The sequence below is a fragment of the Parageobacillus sp. NEAU-HV-2 genome (assembly GCF_059115485.1).
Genome location: NZ_JBXUJJ010000002.1, coordinates 402,270 through 424,504 on the forward strand (window position 1 = coordinate 402,270; position 22,235 = coordinate 424,504).

A 22,235-nucleotide genomic window follows, 5' to 3' on the forward strand; every position below is an offset into this window, starting at 1 on the left:
AGGGATTGCGTTGCAGCGATATTTTGTTCCCGACAATCAACAGACGAACGGCCGGATTGCCATTGGCGGCGATGACTACCACCATATTGTCCGCGTGATGCGCATGGAAAAGGGAAGCCAACTGATTTGCGTCCTCTCGGGCGGCAAAACGGCTCGGTGTGAAATTGAACAAATTACCAGTGAGAATGTAGTAGTCCGTGTTGTAGAATGGGTAGAAGAACAAACGGAACTGCCGATTCGCATTTATATTGCCCACGGGCTGCCGAAAGGAGATAAATGGGAGTTTGTGATTCAGAAAGGAACGGAGCTTGGCGCTTTTGCTTTCCTTCCTTTTCTGGCGACTCGCTCTGTTGTCAAATGGGACGCAAAAAAGGCGGATAAAAAAATAGAGCGATGGAAAAAGATTGCAAAAGAGGCGGCGGAGCAAGCGCACCGCAGCCAAATTCCTGATGTGTACGCTCCGCTAACGATCCATGAGCTGATTGAGTTTGCGAAAACGATAGATTGCCGAGTCGTTGCCTATGAAGAGGAGGCGAAGCACGGCAATCATCAAACGCTTGCTGCTATTTTTCAACAGATGAAGCGTGGACAATCTCTTCTTGCCGTGTTTGGACCGGAAGGAGGCTTTTCCGAGGAAGAAGTGGACCTTTTGAAGCAGCATGGCTTTTTTTCCTGCAGCCTTGGCCCGCGGATTTTGCGGACTGAAACGGCGCCGCTTTATTTGTTGGCGGCTGCTTCGTACCAATTTGAACTACAGTGAGGTGAGAGCAATGCCAACGGTTGCATTTCATACGCTTGGATGTAAAGTGAATCATTATGAAACAGAAGCGATTTGGCAATTGTTTAAAAATGCGGGCTATGAACGGAAAGATTTTGAAAGCCGTGCCGACGTGTATGTCATCAACACTTGCACGGTAACGAACACAGGCGATAAAAAAAGCCGCCAAGTCATTCGCCGCGCCATTCGCCGGAATCCGGATGCGGTTGTGTGCGTGACGGGGTGCTACGCGCAAACGTCACCGGCGGAAGTAATGGCGATTCCGGGGGTGGACATTGTCATCGGCACGCAAGACCGCGGAAAGATTTTAGAATATGTGGAACAGTTTCAACGTGAACGCCAGCCGATTAATGCCGTTCATAACATCATGAAAACGCGCGTGTTTGAAGAAATGGACGTTCCGGAGTTCAGCGACCGGACGCGCGCCTCTTTAAAAATCCAAGAAGGATGCAATAACTTTTGCACCTTTTGCATTATTCCATGGGCGCGCGGATTAATGCGTTCCCGCGACCCGAAAGAAATTATCCGCCAGGCGCAGCAGCTAGTCAGCGCCGGCTATAAAGAGATTGTTTTAACAGGCATCCATACAGGCGGCTATGGGACGGATATGAAAGACTATAACTTTGCGGCGCTGCTTCGCGATTTGGACGAGCAAGTTGTCGGCCTAAAACGGCTCCGCATTTCATCGATTGAAGCGAGCCAAATTACCGACGAAGTGATCGAAGTACTCCGCCGTTCCGATAAAATCGTGCGCCATTTGCATATTCCGCTTCAATCGGGCTCGAATACCGTATTAAAACGGATGCGCCGCAAATACACGACCGAATTTTTTGCCGAACGGATAGCACGTCTGCGTGAAGTGTTCCCTGAACTGGCGATTACATCGGACGTGATCGTCGGATTCCCGGGCGAAACGGAAGAAGAGTTTATGGAGACATACGACTTTGTGCGCGAACAGCGTTTTTCCGAACTCCACGTCTTTCCGTATTCTAAACGGACAGGCACCCCGGCCGCGCGCATGCCAAATCAAGTGGACGAGGAAGTAAAACACGACCGCGTCCGTCGCTTAATTGCGCTGTCCGATCAGCTGGCGAAAGAATATGCTTCGCAATTTGAAGGGCAAGTGCTGGAAGTGATTCCGGAAGAGCGCGACAAAGAAAATCCGGAAAGCGGTCTGTATATCGGTTACACCGATAACTATTTAAAAGTGAAATTCCCAGCTACCGAAGAAATGGTCGGCGAAATCGTCAAAGTAAAAATTACAAAAGCCGGATATCCCTATAATGAAGGCGAATTTGTCCGCGTTGTTGCCGACGACATCCCGCAATCCGTCAAATTAAGCTCATAACCCAGCTCATGCAGCTGGGTTTTTGTTTTTGCAAGCAAAAATATGCTGTAGACTAGTTTTTTTTTGTTTATAATGGTATGATGATAGATGTCAGACTTCTGTTGCTTATGAAAGGAGATTTGTTAAGATGGAAAACAACATTGCAAAAATGATTGATCATACGCTGCTGAAAGCGGATACAACAAAAGCGCAAATTGTGAAGCTGTGCGAGGAAGCAAAACAATACGGGTTTGCTTCTGTTTGTGTCAATCCGACATGGGTGGCAACCGCCGCCGAATTGTTAAAAGGCACGGATGTGAAAGTATGTACGGTAATCGGCTTTCCGCTCGGAGCCAATACGCCGGAGACAAAGGCGTTCGAAACGAAAAACGCGATTGAAAACGGGGCGGCGGAAGTCGATACGGTGATCAATATCGGCGCGCTGAAAGATGGAAACGATGAGCTTGTGGAGCGCGATATCCGCGCCGTTGTCGATGCGGCGAAAGGAAAAGCACTTGTCAAAGTGATTATTGAAGCGTGTCTACTTACCGAAGAAGAAAAAGTGCGTGCCTGCCAGCTCGCGGTGAAAGCAGGCGCGGATTATGTTAAAACGTCGACCGGATTTTCCACCGGCGGCGCGACGGTGGAAGATGTGGCGTTAATGCGCAAAACGGTCGGCCCGTCCATCGGGGTGAAAGCTTCCGGCGGCGTCCGTGATATGCAAAGCGCAAACGCCATGATACAAGCAGGGGCCACGCGCATCGGGACAAGCTCGGGTGTAGCGATTGTCGAAGGAAAAATAGCCCGCTCTGATTATTAAGGCCGCCTGCCGTGGAAAAATAATATTGCCGCTTCGATCCAGCGGACAAATGGCAGCGCCGCCAACGAACAAATAACGTTAAACAGGACGCTGACATGGGCTAGCTGCACATCCGGGGAATCGCTTAGCTTGCCAGCAACGAAAGCGAGCGGGTCAATAAGAAAATAAAAAACGATAACCCCGATGACATTAAACCATAAATGCGTATACGCCGTTAGTTTCGCTTCATAGGCGGAACCGATGCTGGCAAGAAGGCCGGTGACACAGGTGCCGATATTCGCGCCAAGCAAAATGGCGATGCCGGCTGGCAATGTTAATAGATGTTCATTCAAAAACCCCATGGCAATGCCGATCATTGCCGCACTGGAATGAATAATGGCTGTAAAGATAATGCCGATCATGATTCCGATGAAAGGAGAATGATTCGTTTTTTGCAGCCATTCGTCAACAATGGGATATGCCGATAGCGGCTTTGCGAGTTGACTAAATCCATCCATGGCAAAAAATAAAGAAGCCAGTCCAACGAAGATCATGCCGATGCTGTAAGCAGGGCGATAATACCCGAAAAAAACGAGAATTGCTCCAATGAAAAGCATCGGAATAGCGTTGTTTCCAACATCAAGAGTCATGATTTCTGTCGTGACGGTAGAGCCGATATTGCTTCCTAAAATAATGCCGATCGATTGCCGGAATGTAAGATAGCCGGTGGAGACGAGTCCTACTGTAATCACCATTACGGCAGAGCTGCTTTGCATAAGGGCAGTAGTCACCGTTCCGGTGAGAAATCCTTGCCATGGGGTGTCTGTAAAGCGTAATAGCCAGCGTTTTAGACGGTGACCAGATAAAGCGTAAAATCCCGCTTTCATCATAAACATGCCAAGAAGAAAAATGCCGGTATAAACCGAAAACCAGATAAGCAATTGCACCACTTGTCCTTCCCCCTTTCATCCTATTTGTATGGGCAAGGAAGGTAAACGATGACAGTTTTTTATTGACCTTTGGCGCAAGCATGTATTATAATTGACAAGTACACGCATAGTAACAGAATGTAATGGTTGTTGCTCGGAGGGAGGGAAGTAGGATGTCAAAAACCATCGTTCGCAAAAACGAATCTATTGACGACGCTCTTCGTCGCTTCAAACGTGCCGTTTCCAAAACGGGTACACTGCAAGAAGTAAGAAAGCGCGAATTTTATGAAAAGCCAAGCGTCAGACGGAAGAAAAAATCTGAAGCGGCTAGAAAGCGCAAGCATTAAAAGAGGGTGTATATATGAGTCTTCTCAATCGTTTAAATGACGATATGAAGCAGGCGATGAAAAGCAGAGAGAAAGAGAAACTCTCCGTTCTTCGCATGTTGAAAGCGGCGTTGCAAAACGAAGCGATTAAACTAGGGAAAAGCGAATTATCAGAAGACGAAGAGCTCACCGTTCTTTCTCGCGAATTAAAACAGCGTAAAGACTCCCTCCAGGAATTCGAAAACGCTGGCCGTGCTGACCTTGTCGAAAAAACAAAGGCAGAAATTGAAATTGTTCAATCATATATGCCAAAACCGCTCACAGAGGAAGAGCTATTGGAAATTGTCAAACAGACGATTGCCGAAGTAGGAGCTTCCTCGAAAGCGGATATGGGGAAAGTGATGGGAGCGATCATGCCGAAAGTAAAAGGAAAAGCGGATGGCTCTCTCGTCAATAAACTTGTTCAACAACAACTTTCACAATAAGGAAGAACAAGGGCGCTCCGTGCAGGCGGAGCGCCCTTTGTTTTTGCAAAACAGGTGCTATAACCCCTTTTCCTCTCATACATATGAGATGAAAGGGGGTTCTTTTTATGGTGAAAAAGTGGCGCCAGCAGATGAAAAGATGGATTACTGATAAACTGGAGCTTCCCGCTGATATTATCATGGATCTTCCCCGCATTACGATGGTTGGGCAAATACATATTTATATTGAAAATCACCGAGGGCTGCTGACGTTTAGCGATAGAGAGCTGCGCCTCCTTTTGAAGCAAGGGCAACTGCTCGTCCGCGGCGAAAATTTTGTCATCAAAACGATTTTGCCAGAAGAAATTTTGTTGGAAGGAAAAATCAATCAAGTGATTTATATAGACGAATAACCATTCACGGGAGGAAATACGATGAAAAATCAATGGATGAACGCACTGATTGGCAGCGTAAGGGTGAAAGCGCAAGGAAAAGGTGTGGAACGCTTGCTGAACGCATGTGTGCGCAACGATATTATTATTTGGAATGTGAAAAAACATAGCGACCATATTGTGACATTTTTTATTAAGTTAAGCGATGTGAAACGGTTGCGCATCGTCGCCCGCAGGAGCGAGTGCAAACTTTATTTTGTCGGAAAAACAGGGTTTCCGTTTTTCTGTAAAAAAGCGTTGGCGAACACTGGTTTTTTAGCCGGAATATGCTTATTTTTCGTTATTGTTTTTTTGCTTTCCAATATGATATGGGGGATTGAAATCAAAGGGGCAAAGCCGGAGACGGAATACCGAATTTGGAAAGAATTAAAACATATGGGAGTAGAAAAAGGAACGTTTCAATTTCTCGTTGATGATCCGGAAACGATCCAAAAGAAATTGATAGATCGCATTGATGCGATTACATGGGTTGGTGTGGAATGGAAAGGGACAAAGCTTTATTTTCGGGTGGTGGAAAAAGAACAGCCTGAAGAACCGAAAAAAATAGGGGCGCAGCATTTAGTGGCGAAAAAAAAGGCGATTATTACGGATATGTTTGTTGAAGAAGGACAGCCGCTTGTTTCCGTTCATGACTATGTTGCGAAAGGGCAGCTGCTTGTGTCTGGAATTATCGGAAAAGAAGGGAAGACAAAATTAGTGCCGGCAAAGGGGAAAATTTTTGGCGAAACATGGTACAAGTCTACCGTTGTCCTACCTCTTGATGCCACTTTTCGTGTATTTACAGGAAAATATATGGAAAAACATTATATAACAATAGGGAATATTTCTCTTCCGGTTTGGGGATGGAAAAAGCCGGAGTTTCCCAATTATGAAATCGATGTGCAAAAAAGGCCGCTTCGTTTTTGGAAATGGGACTTGCCCTTATATTATGAGCGCGTCATTTTTCGGGAAAAAGAAGAAATAAAGCGGAGCTATACGTGGGAAGAAGCGTTTGCAAAGGCAAAAGAACTTGCCCGTGAGGAATTAAAAGAAAAACTGCCCGATGATGCTTCCATAAAAGGCGAAAAAGTTTTGCATCAGACGAAAGAGAATGGTAAAGTAAGGGTAGAATTGCATTATCAAGTGATTGAAAATATTGCAATACCACAACCTATCGTTCAAGGAGATTGAGAATGTCAGAGGAGTTTGTAACGATCAGTCAACAGTTAGAAAACGCAAACGAAGCAATTGCCTTGTTCGGCATTCATGATGCCCATCTCAAACGATTGGAAGAGGAGTTGGGGGTTTCCATTATAACAAGAGGGGAAACAGTGAGTGTTTCCGGTACCCCCGAGCAAGTACAGCTTGTGGATGACTTGCTGCGCCACTTATTGATCATCATCCGCAAGGGAATTACGATTGGCGAGCGGGACGTGATGTACGCGGTGCAGTTAGCGAAAAAGGGAGCACTCGACTATTTGATCAGTTTATATGAAGAAGAAATAACGAAAAATGCAAAAGGAAAATCGATTCGCGTCAAAACGCTAGGACAGCGGCATTATGTAGCCGCCATTAAGCAGCACGATCTTGTTTTCGGCATCGGTCCAGCTGGAACCGGGAAAACGTACTTGGCGGTAGTTATGGCTGTTCGAGCGCTAAAGAACGGCCAAGTGAAACGCATTATTTTGACCCGTCCGGCGGTGGAGGCGGGAGAAAGTTTAGGGTTTTTACCGGGAGATTTAAAAGAAAAAGTAGACCCGTATTTACGCCCGCTTTACGATGCGCTGCACGATGTATTAGGGGTAGACCATACGCAGCGCCTGATTGAGCGCGGAACGATTGAAATTGCTCCGCTTGCTTACATGCGCGGGAGAACGTTAGAAGATGCTTTCGTCATTTTAGACGAAGCGCAAAACACGACACCGTCTCAGATGAAAATGTTCCTAACTAGGCTGGGATTCGGTTCCAAAATGGTCATTACCGGCGATATTTCGCAAGTGGACTTGCCGAAGGGAGTAAAATCAGGTCTTGCCGTAGCGAAGGAAATATTGGCTACCATCAGCGGCGTTTCATTTGTTTTTCTTGAGCAATCGGATGTAGTACGCCACCCGCTCGTGGCGAAAATTATTGAAGCGTATAATCAAGCTGGTATATAGACAAAAAAAGACCCGGTTCCCACAGGGTCTTTTCTTTAAAGTGAGGGGAAACCGTTGGAGAGGATTCGCTTTTTTCTAGAGCATACGAGCCGTGTTCGTTTTGTACGCTACCTTTTGTTTTTGTTTTTAGGGATGATGCTGTTTGCCGTCCTTTACTGGCATGTGAAGCCACACCAATATGAGCTGCGCCTGTTTGACGTCGCGAAAGAAACGATCCGGTCGCCGATTACGATCGAAGATAAGGTGGCGACCGAACGGCTGAAAGAAGAAGCGGCCAATAAAGTAGCTGATATTTATACATTAAAGAAAGAGTATGCGGAAAATCGCGTCGATTTAATTTCGTCTTTATTTACGGCCATTGTGGACATACAGGAACAAGCGAAAAGGGAAAACGAAGCGGAGGCGGATATGGTCGGCGCGCTGCAGAAGCGGCTGCCGCCGGAATGGTTTTCATATTTGTCGGTTAACGAGTGGGAAGCGCTGCTTCATACGGCTCCGGAAGATATAAAAACGGCGAAAGAAGCAGCGGTAACGGCCGTCCATTTGATTATGGGAGAGCGGATTACGCAGGCGGAATTAGATAAGGCAAGAGAAAAAGCAGCGGATGAATTGAAGTATGTGATGCTTTCGCCGCCATTAAAAGAAATTGTTGTAAAGCTTACGAAACAGGCGATCATTCCAAACGTGGTTTATGACCGGACGGCTACGGAAGAAAAGCGGAGACAGGTAATGGATGAGATTAAGCCAGTAAAAATTTTGCAGGGACAAGTGATCGTGGAGGAAGGACAGTTTATTACGAATGAAATTTATCACCAGTTGCAGCTTGTCGGCTTATTGCAAAACAACCGTTCTTTCCAGCCGTTGATCGGTCTTTCCATGCTTGTGCTATTATTGCTTTCTCCGCTTGTTTATTACTTTGGACGTGAACAAACAAACACCAATTTATTTCTGTATACAACCATTTTTACCACTATCATGCTAGTCATGGAGCTTGTCCGCCTCTTGCCGCAAGGAGATACGGTTTCCACCGGCTATCTGGTGCCAGTTGCTTTCGGCACCATGCTGGTGCGCATTTTGCTTGGGGAACGAATAGCGATCATAACAGCAATTCTTTGCGCTGTATGTGGAAGTTTGATGTTTAATGAGGAAATAGGCGCAAACGGTACGATACAAGTTTCGTTAGCGATTTATTTGCTGACAAGCGGGTTGGCAGGCAGCTTCTTTTTGCATAAACAGCTGCGCAAGGCAAAAATTTGGCAGGCTGGATTGTTTGTTGCGTTTATTAATATTGTCGTGATGCTGACCATGATCTTGTTAAAAAACGGTCATTATTCGTTTTCGGAAATCGGAATGTTCCTGCTGATGGCGCTTGCTTCCGGCATTTTTTCCGCCATTTTGACGATCGGGCTATTGCCAGTGTTGGAGGCAGCATTCGGGATTTTATCATCGATCAAGCTCATTGAACTGTCTAATCCGAATCACCCGCTGCTTCGCAAAATTTTAATCGAAGCGCCGGGAACGTACCATCATAGCATTATGGTCGCCAATTTGGCCGAAGCCGCGTGCGAAGCGATTGGCGCGAACGGTCTGTTGGCGCGTGTCGCCTGTTACTACCATGACATTGGAAAAACGAAACGGCCGCGCTATTTTATTGAGAATCAAATCGGCGGGAATCCGCACGATCATTTATCACCACAGTTAAGCAAAAATATTATTCTTGCTCATGTAGCGGATGGAGTGGCAATATTAAAAAAACACCGCATGCCAAAGGAAATCATTGACATTGCCGAACAGCACCACGGCACAACTTTATTAAAATATTTCTATCATAAAGCATTGGAACAAACAGACTATGTTTTGGAAGAGGAATTCCGCTATCCGGGGCCAAAGCCGCAAACGAAGGAAGCGGCGATTGTTAGCATTGCGGATAGCGTTGAAGCGGCAGTCCGCTCGCTTTCTAGTCCATCCCAGGAAAAAATCGAAAAAATTGTGCGCTCCATTATTGCTGATCGCTTGCAAGACAATCAATTGAACGAATGTGATATTACGTTAAAAGAATTAGAAATTGTCGCCCGTTCGCTTTGCGAGACGCTAAATGGTGTATTTCATTCGCGTATTGAATATCCAGAGACAAGAAAGGAAAAGGTGAAACACGCATGATTCTTTACATCGATTTTATCGACGAAACAAACGGAGTCACCGAAGAACAAATAAAGATGATCGAACAGCTGTTAAACTATGCGGCGGAAATCGAGGACGTCCCTCAAGGGGCGGAAGTGAGCGTTTCCTTTGTCGACAATGAGCGAATCCGCGCCATCAACCGCGACTACCGTGGAAAAGATCAGCCAACGGATGTGATTTCTTTCGCGCTCGAGGAAAAGGGAGAAGGAGAAATTGAAATTATCGGTGCCGATGTTCCGCCATTGCTTGGCGATATTATTATTTCCATTCCAAAGGCAAAAGAACAGGCTGAAGAATACGGGCATTCATTCATGCGCGAGCTCGGTTTTTTAGCGGTGCACGGCTTTTTGCATCTGTTAGGTTATGATCATCAAACGGAGGAAGACGAGAAAACGATGTTTTCTAAGCAAGAAGAGATTTTAAAACACTTTGGATTGACGAGATAGTTATGAATTGGCAGAAGGAAAAAAAGCGGTTTGCTTCCGCATGGGAAGGAATGAAGACCGCAATTAAAGAAGAGGAGCATATGCGCGTTCATATCGCCCTAGCTGTTCTTGCCATTGCTGCGGCCGCTGTCGTCGGCATTTCTAAATGGGAATGGCTCATTCTTTTACTGACCATCGGAAGCGTGATTACGTTGGAGCTTGTCAACACGGCGGTCGAGCGCGTCGTCAATTTAGTAACAACCGACTTTCATCCGTTGGCCAAAGCCGCAAAAGATATTGCTGCGGCCGCTGTTTTGTTTGCCGCTATCGTCGCGGTGATCATTGGAATCATCATCTTTCTGCCACATATGATGGATAAGTAGGAAAATTCTAATTTTTCTGTTACATTTTCATGACGAGAGATGAAATTTATAAAGATTTTTTGTAAAATAAAAGAAAGAAGTAAATTGCCTCTCGAGTTGAGAAAGGAAGAGAAATGTTGAAAACAAACGAACTTATCGAAGAAGCAAAAAAAGCACGAGAGTATGCCTATGTTCCTTATTCGAAATTTAAAGTTGGCGCCGCCTTATTAACCAAAGACGGAAAAGTGTACCGCGGCTGCAATATTGAAAATGCTGCCTACAGCATGTGCAATTGTGCGGAGCGAACGGCGCTTTTTAAAGCGTATTCGGAAGGGGACACGGAATTTGCCGCCCTTGCGGTGATTGCCGATACGCCCCGGCCGGTACCGCCGTGTGGCGCCTGCCGTCAAGTTATTTCTGAGCTATGCCCAAGCGATATGAAAGTAATCTTGGCAAATTTAAATGGCGATATAATGGAACTAACAGTGAACGAACTATTACCACAAGCTTTTTCAGCGGAGGATATGCATGAGTAGGGAAGGATATAAATCAGGATTCGTAGCGATTGTTGGTAGACCAAACGTCGGAAAATCCACGTTTTTAAACCGTGTCATTGGCCAAAAAATCGCCATTATGAGCGATAAGCCGCAGACGACGCGCAATAAAATTCAAGGTGTTTATACGACCGAAGATGCACAAATTATTTTTATTGATACGCCAGGAGTGCATAAGCCAAAACATAAGCTTGGCGACTTTATGATGAAGGTGGCGCTGAACGCGTTAAGGGAAGTCGACCTTATTTTGTTTATGATTAACGTCGAAGAAGGATTTGGGCGCGGCGATGCATTTATTATTGAACGGCTGAAAGAGGTAAACACTCCGGTGTTTCTAGTCATGAATAAAATTGATAAAGTTCATCCGGATGATTTATTGCCGCTCATCGAGCAGTATAAAGATCTTTATCCATTTGCCGAGATCATTCCGATTTCCGCATTGCAAGGGAACAACGTGGAAAATTTAGTAGGACAAATTAAAAAATATTTGCCGGAAGGTCCACAATATTATCCGCCTGACCAAATTACCGATCATCCGGAACAGTTTATTATCGCGGAGTTGATTCGTGAGAAAGCGCTTCACTTAACGCGCGAGGAAGTTCCGCATTCTATTGCTGTCGTGGTGGAAAGGATTGAGCGGCGCGAGGATAGTGACACCGTTTATGTCGGTGCCGTCATTATCGTAGAACGCGATTCACAAAAAGGGATCATTATTGGAAAGCAAGGACGGATGCTAAAAGAAATTGGACAGCGGGCGCGCATGGATATTGAAGCTCTTCTTGGGTCAAAAGTGTTTTTGGAGCTATGGGTCAAAGTGCAAAAGGATTGGCGCAATCGCCTCGCCCAGCTGCGCGACTTCGGATTCCGGGAAGAGGAGTATTAATTAGAAAATTTTGTGCAACATAAACGTTTTCTGTCGGAGTCAACCTATCATTAGACGAAAAAACAAGCAATGCTGCAGGCGGAAAGAGGTGTGGTTCCATGCTTGAATTCACTTGGAAATTATTTAGCCAAACGGGCAATATCGACACATATCTTCTTTTTAAAGAGCTGGAAAGAGAGCAACAGCTTAGCGGCGATGAACAAAAATCGGAACTAGAGGAAGTTGATCAGCCTATTTTTTAATGGGTGTTCGTAAATCGGTGGTGATACGATTGTTTGAAAAATGTGAAGCAGTGGTCATTCGTACCATTGATTATGGCGAAACAAATAAAATCGTTACTTTCTTCACGAGAGAATGGGGAAAGGTGGCTGCGATGGCACGCGGAGCGAAAAAGCCAAGCAGCCGCCTTTCTGCCGTTACACAACCGTTTACATACGGCCATTACTTAATCCGCAGAAGCCGCGGGGTTGGTGTGCTGCACCAAGGGGAGATCATCGATTCGATGCGCACCATCCGCGAAGATATTTTCACTGCAGCATATGCGTCCTATATTGTAGAGCTGACAGATAAAATTACCGAGGAACAAAAACGCAATCCATATTTATTTGAGCTGCTCCTGCAGACATTACAATATATGAACGAAGGGCGCGACTTAGAGATTCTTACTTACATTTATGAGGTGAAAATGTTATCGGTGATGGGGATTCCTCCGACATTAGATCGTTGTGCAATATGCAGCCGAACGGAGGGGAATTTTTCTTTTTCAGTGAGGGAAGCCGGGTTTCTTTGCCATCGTTGCGAGGCTGCCGATCCTCACCGCATCCCTCTTTCCGCTGCCGCTGTCCGACTGTTGCGTTTGTTTTATTACATCGATGTATCAAGGTTAGGAACTATTTCTGTAAAAGAAAAAACGAAGCGAGAACTCCGCACCGTTATTTCTTCCTATTATGACGAATATTCCGGATTATCGCTGAAAACGAAACGTTTTTTAAGGCAAATTGACGAATTAAAAGAGATAAGTCCACCTGGCCAAAACGCGGAAAACCGCAATAAAAACAGCGAAAAAACAAGCGATCATTAATTATCAAAATTTTCTCCTTAGAAACGGAGTATAGTATAATAATTATGTAACTTGACGTTTCCCCCTTTGTGCCTTTTAGCAAAGAGTCCCGATGTTTTTCGACTGTCACGCTAATGCGCGACAATCGAAAATCTACGACAAGCTTTTTAAATACCAGAGATCTAATCTTCAAGTTAAACTTATGTAGCTTTTGAGTAAGGTGGTGAGCGACGATCGAACTGAATAAACGCCAAGAACAAATTTTGCAGATTGTGAAAGATCATGGCCCAATTACCGGCGAAAGCATTGCCGAGAAGTTGAATTTAACGAGGGCCACATTGCGTCCGGATTTGGCGATCTTAACAATGGCTGGCTATTTGGAGGCGCGGCCTCGGGTAGGCTATTTTTATACAGGAAAAACGGGATCGCAGCTGTTGGCCGATAAAATAAAAAAGCTAAAGGTTGCTGATTACCAGTCAATTCCGGTTGTTGTCAATGAAAATGTAAGCGTATATGATGCGATTGTGACGATGTTTCTCGAAGATGTCGGCACCTTGTTTGTCGTTGATGATGAATCGCTGTTAGCTGGTGTACTATCACGGAAAGATTTGCTACGTGCAAGCATCGGCAAACAGGAGTTAACAACAATTCCCGTCAATATCATTATGACGAGAATGCCGAATATAGCGGTTTGCTATAAAGATGATCCGCTTATTGAAGTAGCAGAACGGCTGATCGAAAAACAAATCGATGCGATGCCAGTCGTGCGGAAAACGGAGAAAGGCTACGAAGTTATCGGACGAATAACGAAAACCAATATGACAAAGGCGTTCGTTGCGCTAGCAAAAGACGATTTGTTATAGGGAGAAAAAGGAGGAGAAAGATGGATCAACGCCTTGTTTATGTTGTTTCCGATTCAGGAGGGGAAACAGCGGAACTTGTAGTGAAAGCGGCAGCAAGCCAGTTTTATAGCACTCATATTCAGATCAAACGCGTACCGTATGTAGAAGATAAAACGACGCTGGCCGAAGTGGTGGCGCTAGCGAAAATGAATCGAGGAATTATCGCCTTTACCCTCGTCGTTCCGGAGATGCGCCAGTTTCTTATGGAGGAAGCAACGCGCGAGGGAGTAATGGCGTATGATATTATCGGGCCGCTGATTGAACAAATGAGCGATCTGTTTCAATTGACACCAAGGTATGAGCCAGGACAAGTGCGTGTATTGGATGAGGATTATTTTAAGAAAATTGAAGCGATTGAATTTGCGGTAAAATATGATGACGGGCGCGATCCGCGGGGAATTTTGCGTGCTGACATCGTTTTAATCGGTGTATCGCGCACTTCAAAAACGCCACTATCGCAATATTTGGCCCATAAGCGGCTAAAGGTAGCCAACGTGCCGATCGTACCGGAAGTAGAGCCGCCGGAACAACTGTTTCAAGTGCCGCGCAAAAAATGTTTCGGCTTAAAAATCAGTCCGGAAAAGCTGCTGACGATTCGCCGCGAGCGTCTAAAATCGCTTGGATTAAATGATCAGGCTATTTATGCCAATATGGATCGCATTAAAGAAGAGCTTGCTTATTTCGATGAGATTGTCGCGAAAATCGGCTGCGATGTGATCGATGTGACGAATAAAGCGGTTGAAGAAACAGCAAGCATTATTATGAAGAAAAGAAAACTGTAGCACATTCACGTTCATGTGAATTGTGCTTTTATTTTTTTATAGCGCATTTTTGATTTTTGTATTATAATAAAAAATTGCGAGAAAAATGCACAATATAGGTTTAGAGCGTGTAAAAGACGAGTAAACTATTTATAGTTATTTGTCAAGGGAAAGAGCAAAATGTTTTTCGACAAAATTCGCTCATTATACGGGGGAAAAAAGAAGGATTTTTAAGAACGGTGTAGAATAATAGGAGGTGTAAATCTGGTTGCTTGATTAGCCCTATCCTGGACAGTACACAACTAACGGCGATAGCAGTCAGATAGAGACAGTGGGACCGACTGTTTTTGTAGATGCGGATGCTTGCCCGATAAAAAGTGAAATTTTCTTCCTTGCTGCGAAATATAATATACCAAGTGTGTTTATTTCTTCGTACAACCACTTTTCGCCGTTGCAGCAAATGAAGTGGGTATACGTTGATACAGAAAAGGAAGCGGTGGATTTGTATATTTTAAATCATGCGATGCGCGGGGATGTGGTGGTGACCCAGGACGTTGGATTGGCAAGCATACTGGTGAGCCGCGGTGTGCATGTCATTTCTCCGCGCGGAAAGGTGTATGAAGAGGAAGAGATGGAAAATGCCCTTCACCATCGCTATCTTCATACTAGAATGCGAAGGCAAGGGGTATACCCGAAAGGAATGAAACGGTTTTCTGACCAGGATCGCCGCCGATTTCGGCAAAATTTCGAAAAAATTTTGTCGAAACTCAAAGGAAAATAGACATAGACCCGAGAATAATAAGATACGGAGTTGTTCATATGGGATACCGTATTCCCGAAGAAACGATTGAAGAGATTCGCCGCAGCATCGACATCGTCGATGTGATTAGCGATTATGTCCAGTTAAAAAAACAAGGGCGTAACTATTTTGGATTATGTCCATTTCATGGGGAAAAGACCCCATCGTTTTCGGTTTCTCCAGAAAAACAAATTTTTCATTGTTTCGGCTGCGGTGCGGGAGGAAATGTATTCTCGTTTTTAATGGACATAGAAGGCCTCACCTTTATTGAAGCGGTCAAACGTCTGGCCGCAAAGGCAAACGTGGATTTGTCCGCTTTCAAGCTGGACGACGTTGATAAACATCATCGCACCGACGCAGGCGAAACAAAAATGATGATCGAAGCGCATGCGCTTCTGAAAAAATTTTACCATCATTTGCTTGTCAATACAAAGGAAGGGCAGAAAGCTTTTGATTATTTACAAGCGCGTGGATGGACTAGGGAAATGATCGATCAGTTTGAAATCGGCTATGCACCCGATTCACGTGATTTCGCTGTCAAACTTTTACTAGGACGAGGTTTTTCGCCCAGCCTGATGGAGAAGGCAGGGTTGATCATCCGCAAAGAAAACGGCGACTATATCGATCGTTTTCGCCATCGCATCATGTTTCCCATTCATAATCATCATGGGGATGCTGTCGGTTTTTCAGGACGGCTGCTTGAGGAAGGTCAGCCGAAATACTTAAACAGCCCTGAAACACCAATTTTCCATAAAGGGAGCATTTTATACAATTTTCATCAAGCGCGGCTACATATTCGAAAGCATCAAGAAGCCGTTTTATTGGAAGGATTCGCTGATGTCATTTCTGCCGTACAGGCAGGCGTTGCCCATTCGGTAGCAACGATGGGCACGGCATTGACGGAAGAGCACGCGCGCATCCTTCGCCGTAATGTCGATACAGTTATTATTTGCTATGATGGCGATGCTTCGGGAATAGAAGCGACATTCCGCGCCGCAAAGCTGTTAGCGGATGCAGGATGTCATGTGAAAGTCGCAACAATTCCCGATGGCCTCGACCCAGATGAATATATAAAGAAATATGGCGCAGTGCGGTTTCAGCGTGATATCATTGACGCTAGCAGCTCGCTGATGACGTTTAAAATGATGTATTTCCGCAAGGGAAAAAACTTGCATAATGAAAATGATAAAATCCGTTATATTGAGGAAGTGCTTCGCGAAATCAGCAAGCTGCCGAATCCGATTGAGTGGGATTACTATTTACGGCAGTTGGCTGATGAGTTTTCCCTTTCACTGTCCGCCTTGCAGGAGCAGTTAAACCGCTATAGAGACGCAGTCAAGGAAGTCAAGCATTCTGATCATATAGACCGGGAAGCAGCACCAAAGCCGCTGCTGCAAAAAAAGCTTCTTCCTGCATTTCAAAATGCCGAGCGAATACTGCTTGCCCATATGCTGCAAAATCGCGATGTAGCGATGGTTGTTCAGGAAAAGATCGCAGGCAGGTTCAATCTCGAAGAGCACCGAGCGATTGCCGCTTATATTTACGCTTTTTACGAAGAAGGAAATGAACCGAATGTCAGCTTATTGATTTCGCGTCTTCCTGACGACTTGAAGCCGCTGGCAACCGAGTTGTCGTTATTACTGATCACAGACGAAATTTCCGAGCAGGAACTGAATGATTATATAAGACATGTGTTGAATTATCCAAAATGGTTAATGCTAAAAGAAAAAGAACAAGAAAAGACGGAAGCAGAGAGAAAAAAGGATTTTTTAACTGCTGCGCGCATTGCCAAAGAAATTATTGAGATGAAAAAGATGTTATCTTCTTCATAACATGGTGGTATAAGTTTTAAAAGGAGGTAGTGAGATGGCTGAAAAACCAGCCCGTTCCAAACAAGCCGATGCGGACGCAACCCTTGAACAAGTAAAAGAACAGCTAGCCGAGCTCGGCAAAAAACGCGGTATTTTAACATATGAAGAAATTGCTGAACGTTTGTCTGGCTTTGATCTCGATTCTGATCAGATGGACGAATATTACGAATACTTGGCTGATCAAGGAATCGAAGTCATTAGCGAATCTGATTTAGAGACAGACCCTGATATCGATGACTTAACGAAAGAAGAAGAATTTGATTTAAATGATTTATCCGTTCCTCCTGGCGTTAAAATTAACGACCCTGTACGCATGTATTTAAAAGAAATTGGCCGCGTCCCACTCTTGTCTGCCGAAGAAGAAATTGAGCTGGCAAAACGGATTGAGCAAGGCGACGAGGAAGCAAAACGCCGCTTGACAGAAGCCAACCTCCGTCTTGTTGTCAGCATTGCCAAACGTTACGTTGGTCGTGGGATGCTATTTCTCGATTTAATCCAAGAAGGAAACATGGGTCTAATTAAAGCAGTCGAAAAATTTGACTACCGTAAAGGATATAAATTCAGTACTTATGCAACATGGTGGATTCGCCAAGCGATTACGCGCGCCATTGCCGATCAGGCACGAACGATCCGCATCCCAGTGCATATGGTTGAAACGATTAACAAACTGATTCGTGTGCAACGGCAATTGCTTCAAGATCTTGGTCGTGAACCAACTCCAGAAGAAATCGCCGAAGAAATGGATTTAACTCCGGAAAAAGTACGCGAAATTTTAAAAATTGCCCAAGAACCGGTGTCTCTCGAAACACCGATTGGTGAAGAAGATGATTCGCATCTAGGCGATTTCATTGAAGATCAGGAAGCAACATCGCCATCCGAGCACGCGGCGTATGAGCTGCTAAAAGAACAGCTCGAAGATGTGTTAGATACGCTTACTGATCGCGAAGAGAACGTTTTGCGCCTGCGTTTTGGGCTGGACGACGGCCGGACACGGACGCTAGAAGAAGTTGGAAAAGTTTTTGGTGTCACTCGCGAACGCATTCGTCAAATTGAAGCAAAAGCGCTCCGCAAATTACGCCACCCAAGCCGCAGTAAACGGCTAAAAGACTTTTTAGAGTAATCTTTTTCTCAATAGTTTACTTCTTCAGAAGTAAACTATTTTTTCTTTCTCTTTTCTTGATGAAAGGCGGATGAGTATGGACGAACAAAGACGTGAAATTATTGTGCGGGAAATTGAATATTGGAAGCGTTCTCGTCTCCTTCCAGAGCAATATTGCAATTATTTGTTGGCGTTATACACGGAAGGCGGTTATCAAAAGCGTCTGCGTGATCGTTTTCCGGCACGCCGCCGAACAATGCTCACTTTTCTGTTCGCAGCAATTATTTGTCTATTGTTGCCAGCAAGTGCTCTTGTCATTTATTTTACTGAATTGTCATTCGTTTTGCAAATGCTCCTTTTCGCCCTTTTTTTCTTTCTATGTCTTATCGCTATACGGATGTGGAAGGGAAAGGGAAATATCATTCATCTTCCGCTCATCAGCAGTGCGTTTATTTTCCTTATTGCATCCATTAAAATTGGTGAATATTATTTTCCAAAACAAAAAATGGTTACGGCATTAACCGTTTTTGTAAATTGTTTAATATGGATATGGCTGGGAAAACAATTTCGCTTACTTTATTTTCTTCTATCAGGTATAATTGGGACAGGTATTTTAATGGTTTTTCTTTTGCTTTAGCCCTTTTGATTGTGGGAGTTTTGCTATAGATTATCCGATTTAGGGCTTTTCCTCCGCAATAATTTACAGTAAAATAAAATTGTTTGTAGTGGTTATATTTATTGAACAATGGTCATACATAAGGGAGGTAAAAAAAGATGAATCGAAACCCGTTAATCCCATTCTTTATCATTATGTTGTTTGGGATCGGACTTACTCTTGGGCTTTCATTTAAAGGGCTTGGTGACGCGAAAGAGCTCGCGAAAGAGAAAAAAGGCGGCGAGAAAACAGAACAAACCGCTGCGGCCAATCCCGAACAATTTTACCAACAAACTTGCAGCAGCTGTCATGGACAAAATTATGAAGGCGGGGTTGGTCCGGCATTAAAAGGAGTAGGTCAACGGCTTTCGCTTGACCAAATTAAAGACGTGATCCAACACGGTCGTGGCAACATGCCTCCAGGCCTTGTTCCGCCGGAAAAAGCGGATGAAATGGCAAAATGGCTTTCTAAGCTGAAATAAACAAAAAATCCCTTCCTTAGGTGAAGGGATTTTTTGTTTGTGGTACAATACACAGAAGAAGAAAAGGGATGTGAAAAGCACCATGAATGAATTTCGTCTGTCGAAACGCCTAGAAACCGTCGCTTCTTTCATTCCCAAAGGCGCCACGCTCGCTGATATCGGCTCCGATCACGCATATTTGCCGTGCTACGCATATTTGCATGGATATATTACAAAGGCAGTAGCAGGGGAAGTGGCGGATGGCCCGCTCCGCTCGGCGAAACAGCAGGTGGAAAAAGCGGGGCTTTCCCATGTCATTTCCGTACGGAAAGGTGACGGCTTAGCAGTCATCGCTCCCGGCGAAGTCGACTGCATTACGATTGCCGGGATGGGCGGTACATTGATTGCGAATATTTTGGAAGCCGGAAAAAATAAGCTTTTCGGTGTAAAAAGGCTTATTTTGCAGCCGAATGTCGGGGCCGATATCGTGCGCAAATGGCTGATGAATAACGACTGGGAGTTGATCGCCGAACGAATATTAAAAGAAGATGGAAGAATTTACGAAGTGCTCGTGGCCGAAAAAGGCGACGGAAAAAAACCATATGCCGATATGGAGGCAGAACTATTGTTAGGTCCGTTTTTGCTGAAGGAAAAAAAAGATGTGTTTTTAGAGAAATGGCGTCATGAACTGGAACATTGGAAGCGGATCGTCCGTCAACTCGCTGAAAAGGCAGAAACGGAATCTGCGCTGGCAAAAAAACGGGAGCTGGAGGAAAAAATCAAGCTTGTGGAGGAGGCATTACAGTGAGCAAACTTCCATACGGTTATGAAATCATCGGGCTGTTGGAACAGCTTGCTCCGAAACACCTGGCAATGGAGGGCGATAGAATCGGTTTGCAAATCGGAACGTTAAATAAACCGGTGAAAAAAGTGATGATCGCCTTAGATGTTTTGGAGGATGTTATCGATGAGGCGGTCGCCGAAGGAGTCGATTTCATCATCGCTCATCATCCACCGCTTTACCGTCCGTTAAAGCAGCTCGTTACCGATCAGGCGCAAGGGCGCATGATAGAAAAATGCCTAAAACATGGCATTGCTATTTATGCCGCCCATACGAATTTAGATATCGCCGATGGTGGGGTCAATGACTGGCTGGCGGAAGCGCTAGGATTGGAGCAAGTAGAGGTGCTCGTTCCAACGTATGAAGAGCCGCTGAAAAAATTGGTCGTTTATGTTCCGGAAACACATGCCGACCTTGTTCGGGAGGCAATCGGCAACGCGGGGGCAGGTCATATCGGCAACTATAGCCACTGTACGTTTAATGGCCGCGGGATCGGTACGTTTTTGCCTTTAGAAGGATCCAATCCGTTTATCGGAAAGGCGGGAGAGCTGGAAAAAGTAGAAGAGGTGCGCATCGAGACAATTGTTCCAGCCTCTCTGCAGAATAAAGTTGTATCAGCGATGCTGCAGGCTCATCCGTATGAAGAAGTGGCATACGACATCTATCCGCTTGACAACAAAGGAAAAACGTTTGGATTAGGAAGAATTGGCCGCTTGCCGCGAGCAATGGTGCTTAATGAGTTTGCCGAGCATGTGAAAAAAACGTTGGATGTGCCGGCGGTTCGAGTTGTTGGCAATTTACAAGATACAGTGCAAAAGGTCGCGGTCGTGGGCGGAGACGGAAACAAATATATTTCACAGGCCAAGTCGGCTGGTGCGGACGTGTACGTCACCGGAGATGTGTATTACCATGTTGCGCATGACGCGATGATGCTGGGGCTAAATATTGTCGATCCGGGCCATAACGTAGAGAAAGTCATGAAACAGGGTCTCGCCCGCTTTTTAGAAGCGGAGTTTGCCAAGCGACAGTTTGCAGCGTCCGTTTGTGTCTCGAAAGTGCATACCGATCCGTTTACATTTGTGTAAAACAGAAGGCTGGCCCCGCGCTGCTTGGGGTCAGCCTTGTTTTCATTGCTTCGTTTCTTTCTTTGCTTTTACTTTCGGCAAAATTTTTTGCAACGGTACGTTTCGTTCGCGTTTCCATGTCGTTGGATCGTTTGGATCAAACTGCTCTAAAAAGTCGATGACTTCCTTTGTAATCGGGGTAGGGGTGGAAGCTCCTGCCGTAACAGCCACTTTTTTTGCATCTTTAATCCAGTTAATATCAATTTCCGTTACATCAGCAACGCGATATGCTTTTGTACCAGCAATTTCCTCTGATACTTGGGCCAGGCGGTTGGAGTTATTGCTGCGAGGGTCGCCAACAACAATCGTCACGTCGGCCTCTTTCGCCTGTTCCGCCACCGCTTCTTGACGGAGCTGGGTGGCAAGGCAAATTTCTTTATGCATTTCGACATGCGGATATTTTTCTTTTACTTTTTGCATAATATCGGCAACGTCCCACTGGCTCATCGTTGTTTGGTTTGTCACCATGATGCGGTCGCTTTTGATCGTCAGACGCTCTACATCTTCGATCGTTTCGACAAGATGAATGCGCGTCGGATCAATGCCGACCGCTCCTTCTGGTTCGGGATGTCCTTTTTTGCCGATGTAAATAATTTCATAGCCGTCCGCTAGCTTTTCTTTGATCAAATTGTGCGTTTTCGTGACGTCCGGACAGGTCGCATCAATCGTAACCAGCCCTTTTTCGCGCGCACGTCTTTTCACCTCAGGCGATACGCCGTGCGCAGTAAAGATAACGGTTCCTTTATCGATTTTTTCAAGAATCTCTAATCGGTTTTCTCCGTCTAGCGTAATGATTCCTTCCTCGGCAAATGCATCGGTAACATGTTTATTGTGAACGATCATTCCAAGAATATAAATCGGTCTTGGCAGTGTAGGATCCAAGGCAACATTTCTTGCGATAACCATCGCATCGACAACCCCGTAGCAGTAGCCGCGCGGGGTAATTTTAATCACTTCCATTTTGTTTCCTCCTAAACTCCGGCATGTAAAAACAATTGTCTTCTTTTACATTATATCGGAGAAAAAAGGGGAATACAAAGATAACAC

Annotated in this window: 26 protein-coding genes; 24 read left to right on the forward strand and 2 right to left on the reverse strand. The window is 45.0% G+C overall.

The window, feature by feature from the left end:
* Positions 1-10: 10 nt before the first annotated feature.
* The 3 genes from AC1WMD_RS05455 to deoC all read left to right on the forward strand — a co-directional run bounded on the left by AC1WMD_RS05455 (position 11) and on the right by deoC (position 2,925).
* Complete coding sequence (locus AC1WMD_RS05455; protein WP_043905523.1) at positions 11-760, forward strand: 16S rRNA (uracil(1498)-N(3))-methyltransferase; 750 nt, start codon at positions 11-13, stop codon at positions 758-760.
* Positions 761-770: 10 nt separating this feature from the next.
* Positions 771-2,126: a tRNA (N(6)-L-threonylcarbamoyladenosine(37)-C(2))-methylthiotransferase MtaB gene (gene mtaB, locus AC1WMD_RS05460; RefSeq protein ID WP_043905522.1), complete on the forward strand. Its 1,356-nt coding sequence runs from the start codon at positions 771-773 to the stop codon at positions 2,124-2,126.
* Positions 2,127-2,253: 127 nt separating this feature from the next.
* A complete protein-coding gene (gene deoC, locus AC1WMD_RS05465) occupies positions 2,254-2,925 on the forward strand; it encodes a deoxyribose-phosphate aldolase (RefSeq protein ID WP_043905521.1) in 672 nt (223 codons plus the stop codon).
* Here deoC and AC1WMD_RS05470 read toward each other — a convergent pair.
* Complete coding sequence (locus AC1WMD_RS05470) at positions 2,922-3,854, reverse strand: Na/Pi symporter (protein WP_043905520.1); 933 nt, start codon at positions 3,852-3,854, stop codon at positions 2,922-2,924. The genes deoC and AC1WMD_RS05470 overlap by 4 nt on opposite strands.
* Positions 3,855-4,006: 152 nt before the next feature.
* Between AC1WMD_RS05470 and rpsU the strand changes: the two genes are divergently transcribed.
* From rpsU to AC1WMD_RS05575, 21 genes are all read left to right on the forward strand, one after another.
* Positions 4,007-4,180, forward strand: a complete 174-nt coding sequence (gene rpsU / locus AC1WMD_RS05475; protein WP_008879912.1) for a 30S ribosomal protein S21 — start codon at positions 4,007-4,009, stop codon at positions 4,178-4,180.
* A 14-nt stretch (positions 4,181-4,194) separates the two neighbouring features.
* On the forward strand, positions 4,195-4,644 hold the full coding sequence (locus tag AC1WMD_RS05480) for a GatB/YqeY domain-containing protein (RefSeq protein WP_043905519.1): 450 nt from the start codon (positions 4,195-4,197) through the stop codon (positions 4,642-4,644).
* Positions 4,645-4,751: 107 nt separating this feature from the next.
* A complete protein-coding gene (yqfC, locus tag AC1WMD_RS05485) occupies positions 4,752-5,036 on the forward strand; it encodes a sporulation protein YqfC (protein ID WP_043905518.1) in 285 nt (94 codons plus the stop codon).
* A 21-nt stretch (positions 5,037-5,057) separates the two neighbouring features.
* A complete protein-coding gene (yqfD, locus tag AC1WMD_RS05490; RefSeq protein ID WP_494256237.1) occupies positions 5,058-6,245 on the forward strand; it encodes a sporulation protein YqfD in 1,188 nt (395 codons plus the stop codon).
* Positions 6,246-6,247: 2 nt separating this feature from the next.
* Entirely contained in the window at positions 6,248-7,210 is a 963-nt protein-coding gene (locus tag AC1WMD_RS05495; RefSeq protein ID WP_494256239.1) for a PhoH family protein, read from the forward strand.
* Between the two features lie 54 nt (positions 7,211-7,264).
* The gene (locus tag AC1WMD_RS05500) at positions 7,265-9,370 is read left to right on the forward strand and encodes an HD family phosphohydrolase (protein ID WP_494256241.1); all 2,106 of its coding nucleotides are present in this window, start codon (positions 7,265-7,267) and stop codon (positions 9,368-9,370) included.
* Positions 9,367-9,837 (forward strand): rRNA maturation RNase YbeY, encoded by a 471-nt coding sequence (gene ybeY, locus AC1WMD_RS05505; protein WP_043905514.1) that lies wholly within the window; start codon positions 9,367-9,369, stop codon positions 9,835-9,837. Before AC1WMD_RS05500 ends, ybeY begins: the two co-directional genes overlap by 4 nt.
* A gap of 2 nt (positions 9,838-9,839) precedes the next feature.
* Positions 9,840-10,199, forward strand: coding sequence for a diacylglycerol kinase family protein (locus AC1WMD_RS05510; RefSeq protein ID WP_043905513.1), 360 nt, complete (start codon positions 9,840-9,842; stop codon positions 10,197-10,199).
* Between the two features lie 113 nt (positions 10,200-10,312).
* Positions 10,313-10,714 (forward strand): cytidine deaminase, encoded by a 402-nt coding sequence (locus AC1WMD_RS05515; protein WP_186003871.1) that lies wholly within the window; start codon positions 10,313-10,315, stop codon positions 10,712-10,714.
* Positions 10,707-11,615 (forward strand): GTPase Era, encoded by a 909-nt coding sequence (gene era, locus AC1WMD_RS05520; RefSeq protein WP_043905512.1) that lies wholly within the window; start codon positions 10,707-10,709, stop codon positions 11,613-11,615. The genes AC1WMD_RS05515 and era overlap by 8 nt, the downstream gene beginning before the upstream one ends.
* Positions 11,616-11,713: 98 nt before the next feature.
* Positions 11,714-11,857: a YqzL family protein gene (locus AC1WMD_RS05525; protein WP_070104940.1), complete on the forward strand. Its 144-nt coding sequence runs from the start codon at positions 11,714-11,716 to the stop codon at positions 11,855-11,857.
* Between the two features lie 29 nt (positions 11,858-11,886).
* The gene (gene recO, locus AC1WMD_RS05530; RefSeq protein WP_043905511.1) at positions 11,887-12,696 is read left to right on the forward strand and encodes a DNA repair protein RecO; all 810 of its coding nucleotides are present in this window, start codon (positions 11,887-11,889) and stop codon (positions 12,694-12,696) included.
* A 212-nt stretch (positions 12,697-12,908) separates the two neighbouring features.
* On the forward strand, positions 12,909-13,538 hold the full coding sequence (gene ccpN, locus AC1WMD_RS05535) for a transcriptional regulator CcpN (RefSeq protein WP_260676162.1): 630 nt from the start codon (positions 12,909-12,911) through the stop codon (positions 13,536-13,538).
* Between the two features lie 20 nt (positions 13,539-13,558).
* A complete protein-coding gene (locus tag AC1WMD_RS05540) occupies positions 13,559-14,359 on the forward strand; it encodes a pyruvate, water dikinase regulatory protein (protein WP_043905509.1) in 801 nt (266 codons plus the stop codon).
* Positions 14,360-14,669: 310 nt separating this feature from the next.
* On the forward strand, positions 14,670-15,119 hold the full coding sequence (locus tag AC1WMD_RS05545) for a YaiI/YqxD family protein (RefSeq protein ID WP_494256242.1): 450 nt from the start codon (positions 14,670-14,672) through the stop codon (positions 15,117-15,119).
* 38 nt (positions 15,120-15,157) lie between these two features.
* The gene (gene dnaG, locus AC1WMD_RS05550; RefSeq protein ID WP_043905507.1) at positions 15,158-16,969 is read left to right on the forward strand and encodes a DNA primase; all 1,812 of its coding nucleotides are present in this window, start codon (positions 15,158-15,160) and stop codon (positions 16,967-16,969) included.
* 34 nt (positions 16,970-17,003) lie between these two features.
* Positions 17,004-18,128: an RNA polymerase sigma factor RpoD gene (gene rpoD, locus AC1WMD_RS05555; protein ID WP_043905506.1), complete on the forward strand. Its 1,125-nt coding sequence runs from the start codon at positions 17,004-17,006 to the stop codon at positions 18,126-18,128.
* Between the two features lie 76 nt (positions 18,129-18,204).
* A complete protein-coding gene (locus AC1WMD_RS05560; RefSeq protein ID WP_043905505.1) occupies positions 18,205-18,744 on the forward strand; it encodes a hypothetical protein in 540 nt (179 codons plus the stop codon).
* Positions 18,745-18,881: 137 nt separating this feature from the next.
* Entirely contained in the window at positions 18,882-19,244 is a 363-nt protein-coding gene (gene cccA / locus AC1WMD_RS05565) for a cytochrome c550 (RefSeq protein WP_043905504.1), read from the forward strand.
* An 82-nt stretch (positions 19,245-19,326) separates the two neighbouring features.
* Positions 19,327-20,031, forward strand: a complete 705-nt coding sequence (locus tag AC1WMD_RS05570) for a tRNA (adenine(22)-N(1))-methyltransferase (RefSeq protein WP_043905503.1) — start codon at positions 19,327-19,329, stop codon at positions 20,029-20,031.
* A complete protein-coding gene (locus AC1WMD_RS05575; RefSeq protein WP_494256243.1) occupies positions 20,028-21,149 on the forward strand; it encodes a Nif3-like dinuclear metal center hexameric protein in 1,122 nt (373 codons plus the stop codon). The genes AC1WMD_RS05570 and AC1WMD_RS05575 overlap by 4 nt, the downstream gene beginning before the upstream one ends.
* Before the next feature lie 42 nt (positions 21,150-21,191).
* On the opposite strand, the gene AC1WMD_RS05580 is transcribed toward AC1WMD_RS05575, so the two are convergent.
* On the reverse strand, positions 21,192-22,148 hold the full coding sequence (locus AC1WMD_RS05580; RefSeq protein WP_494256244.1) for a 4-hydroxy-3-methylbut-2-enyl diphosphate reductase: 957 nt from the start codon (positions 22,146-22,148) through the stop codon (positions 21,192-21,194).
* Positions 22,149-22,235 lie beyond the last annotated feature (87 nt).

Bases quoted from the DNA above. Each gene is read 5' to 3' on its own strand.
- rpsU (WP_008879912.1), top strand. From the start codon at position 4,007: ATGTCAAAAACCATCGTTCGCAAAAACGAATCTATTGACGACGCTCTT.
- AC1WMD_RS05525 (WP_070104940.1), top strand. From the start codon at position 11,714: ATGCTTGAATTCACTTGGAAATTATTTAGCCAAACGGGCAATATCGAC.
- cccA (WP_043905504.1), top strand. From the start codon at position 18,882: ATGAATCGAAACCCGTTAATCCCATTCTTTATCATTATGTTGTTTGGG.
- AC1WMD_RS05560 (WP_043905505.1), top strand. From the start codon at position 18,205: ATGGACGAACAAAGACGTGAAATTATTGTGCGGGAAATTGAATATTGG.
- yqfC (WP_043905518.1), top strand. From the start codon at position 4,752: ATGGTGAAAAAGTGGCGCCAGCAGATGAAAAGATGGATTACTGATAAA.
- rpoD (WP_043905506.1), top strand. From the start codon at position 17,004: ATGGCTGAAAAACCAGCCCGTTCCAAACAAGCCGATGCGGACGCAACC.
- AC1WMD_RS05510 (WP_043905513.1), top strand. From the start codon at position 9,840: ATGAATTGGCAGAAGGAAAAAAAGCGGTTTGCTTCCGCATGGGAAGGA.
- AC1WMD_RS05580 (WP_494256244.1), bottom strand. From the start codon at position 22,148: ATGGAAGTGATTAAAATTACCCCGCGCGGCTACTGCTACGGGGTTGTC.
- AC1WMD_RS05570 (WP_043905503.1), top strand. From the start codon at position 19,327: ATGAATGAATTTCGTCTGTCGAAACGCCTAGAAACCGTCGCTTCTTTC.
- deoC (WP_043905521.1), top strand. From the start codon at position 2,254: ATGGAAAACAACATTGCAAAAATGATTGATCATACGCTGCTGAAAGCG.
- era (WP_043905512.1), top strand. From the start codon at position 10,707: ATGAGTAGGGAAGGATATAAATCAGGATTCGTAGCGATTGTTGGTAGA.
- AC1WMD_RS05540 (WP_043905509.1), top strand. From the start codon at position 13,559: ATGGATCAACGCCTTGTTTATGTTGTTTCCGATTCAGGAGGGGAAACA.
- mtaB (WP_043905522.1), top strand. From the start codon at position 771: ATGCCAACGGTTGCATTTCATACGCTTGGATGTAAAGTGAATCATTAT.
- AC1WMD_RS05495 (WP_494256239.1), top strand. From the start codon at position 6,248: ATGTCAGAGGAGTTTGTAACGATCAGTCAACAGTTAGAAAACGCAAAC.
- AC1WMD_RS05480 (WP_043905519.1), top strand. From the start codon at position 4,195: ATGAGTCTTCTCAATCGTTTAAATGACGATATGAAGCAGGCGATGAAA.
- ybeY (WP_043905514.1), top strand. From the start codon at position 9,367: ATGATTCTTTACATCGATTTTATCGACGAAACAAACGGAGTCACCGAA.
- dnaG (WP_043905507.1), top strand. From the start codon at position 15,158: ATGGGATACCGTATTCCCGAAGAAACGATTGAAGAGATTCGCCGCAGC.
- AC1WMD_RS05515 (WP_186003871.1), top strand. From the start codon at position 10,313: ATGTTGAAAACAAACGAACTTATCGAAGAAGCAAAAAAAGCACGAGAG.
- yqfD (WP_494256237.1), top strand. From the start codon at position 5,058: ATGAAAAATCAATGGATGAACGCACTGATTGGCAGCGTAAGGGTGAAA.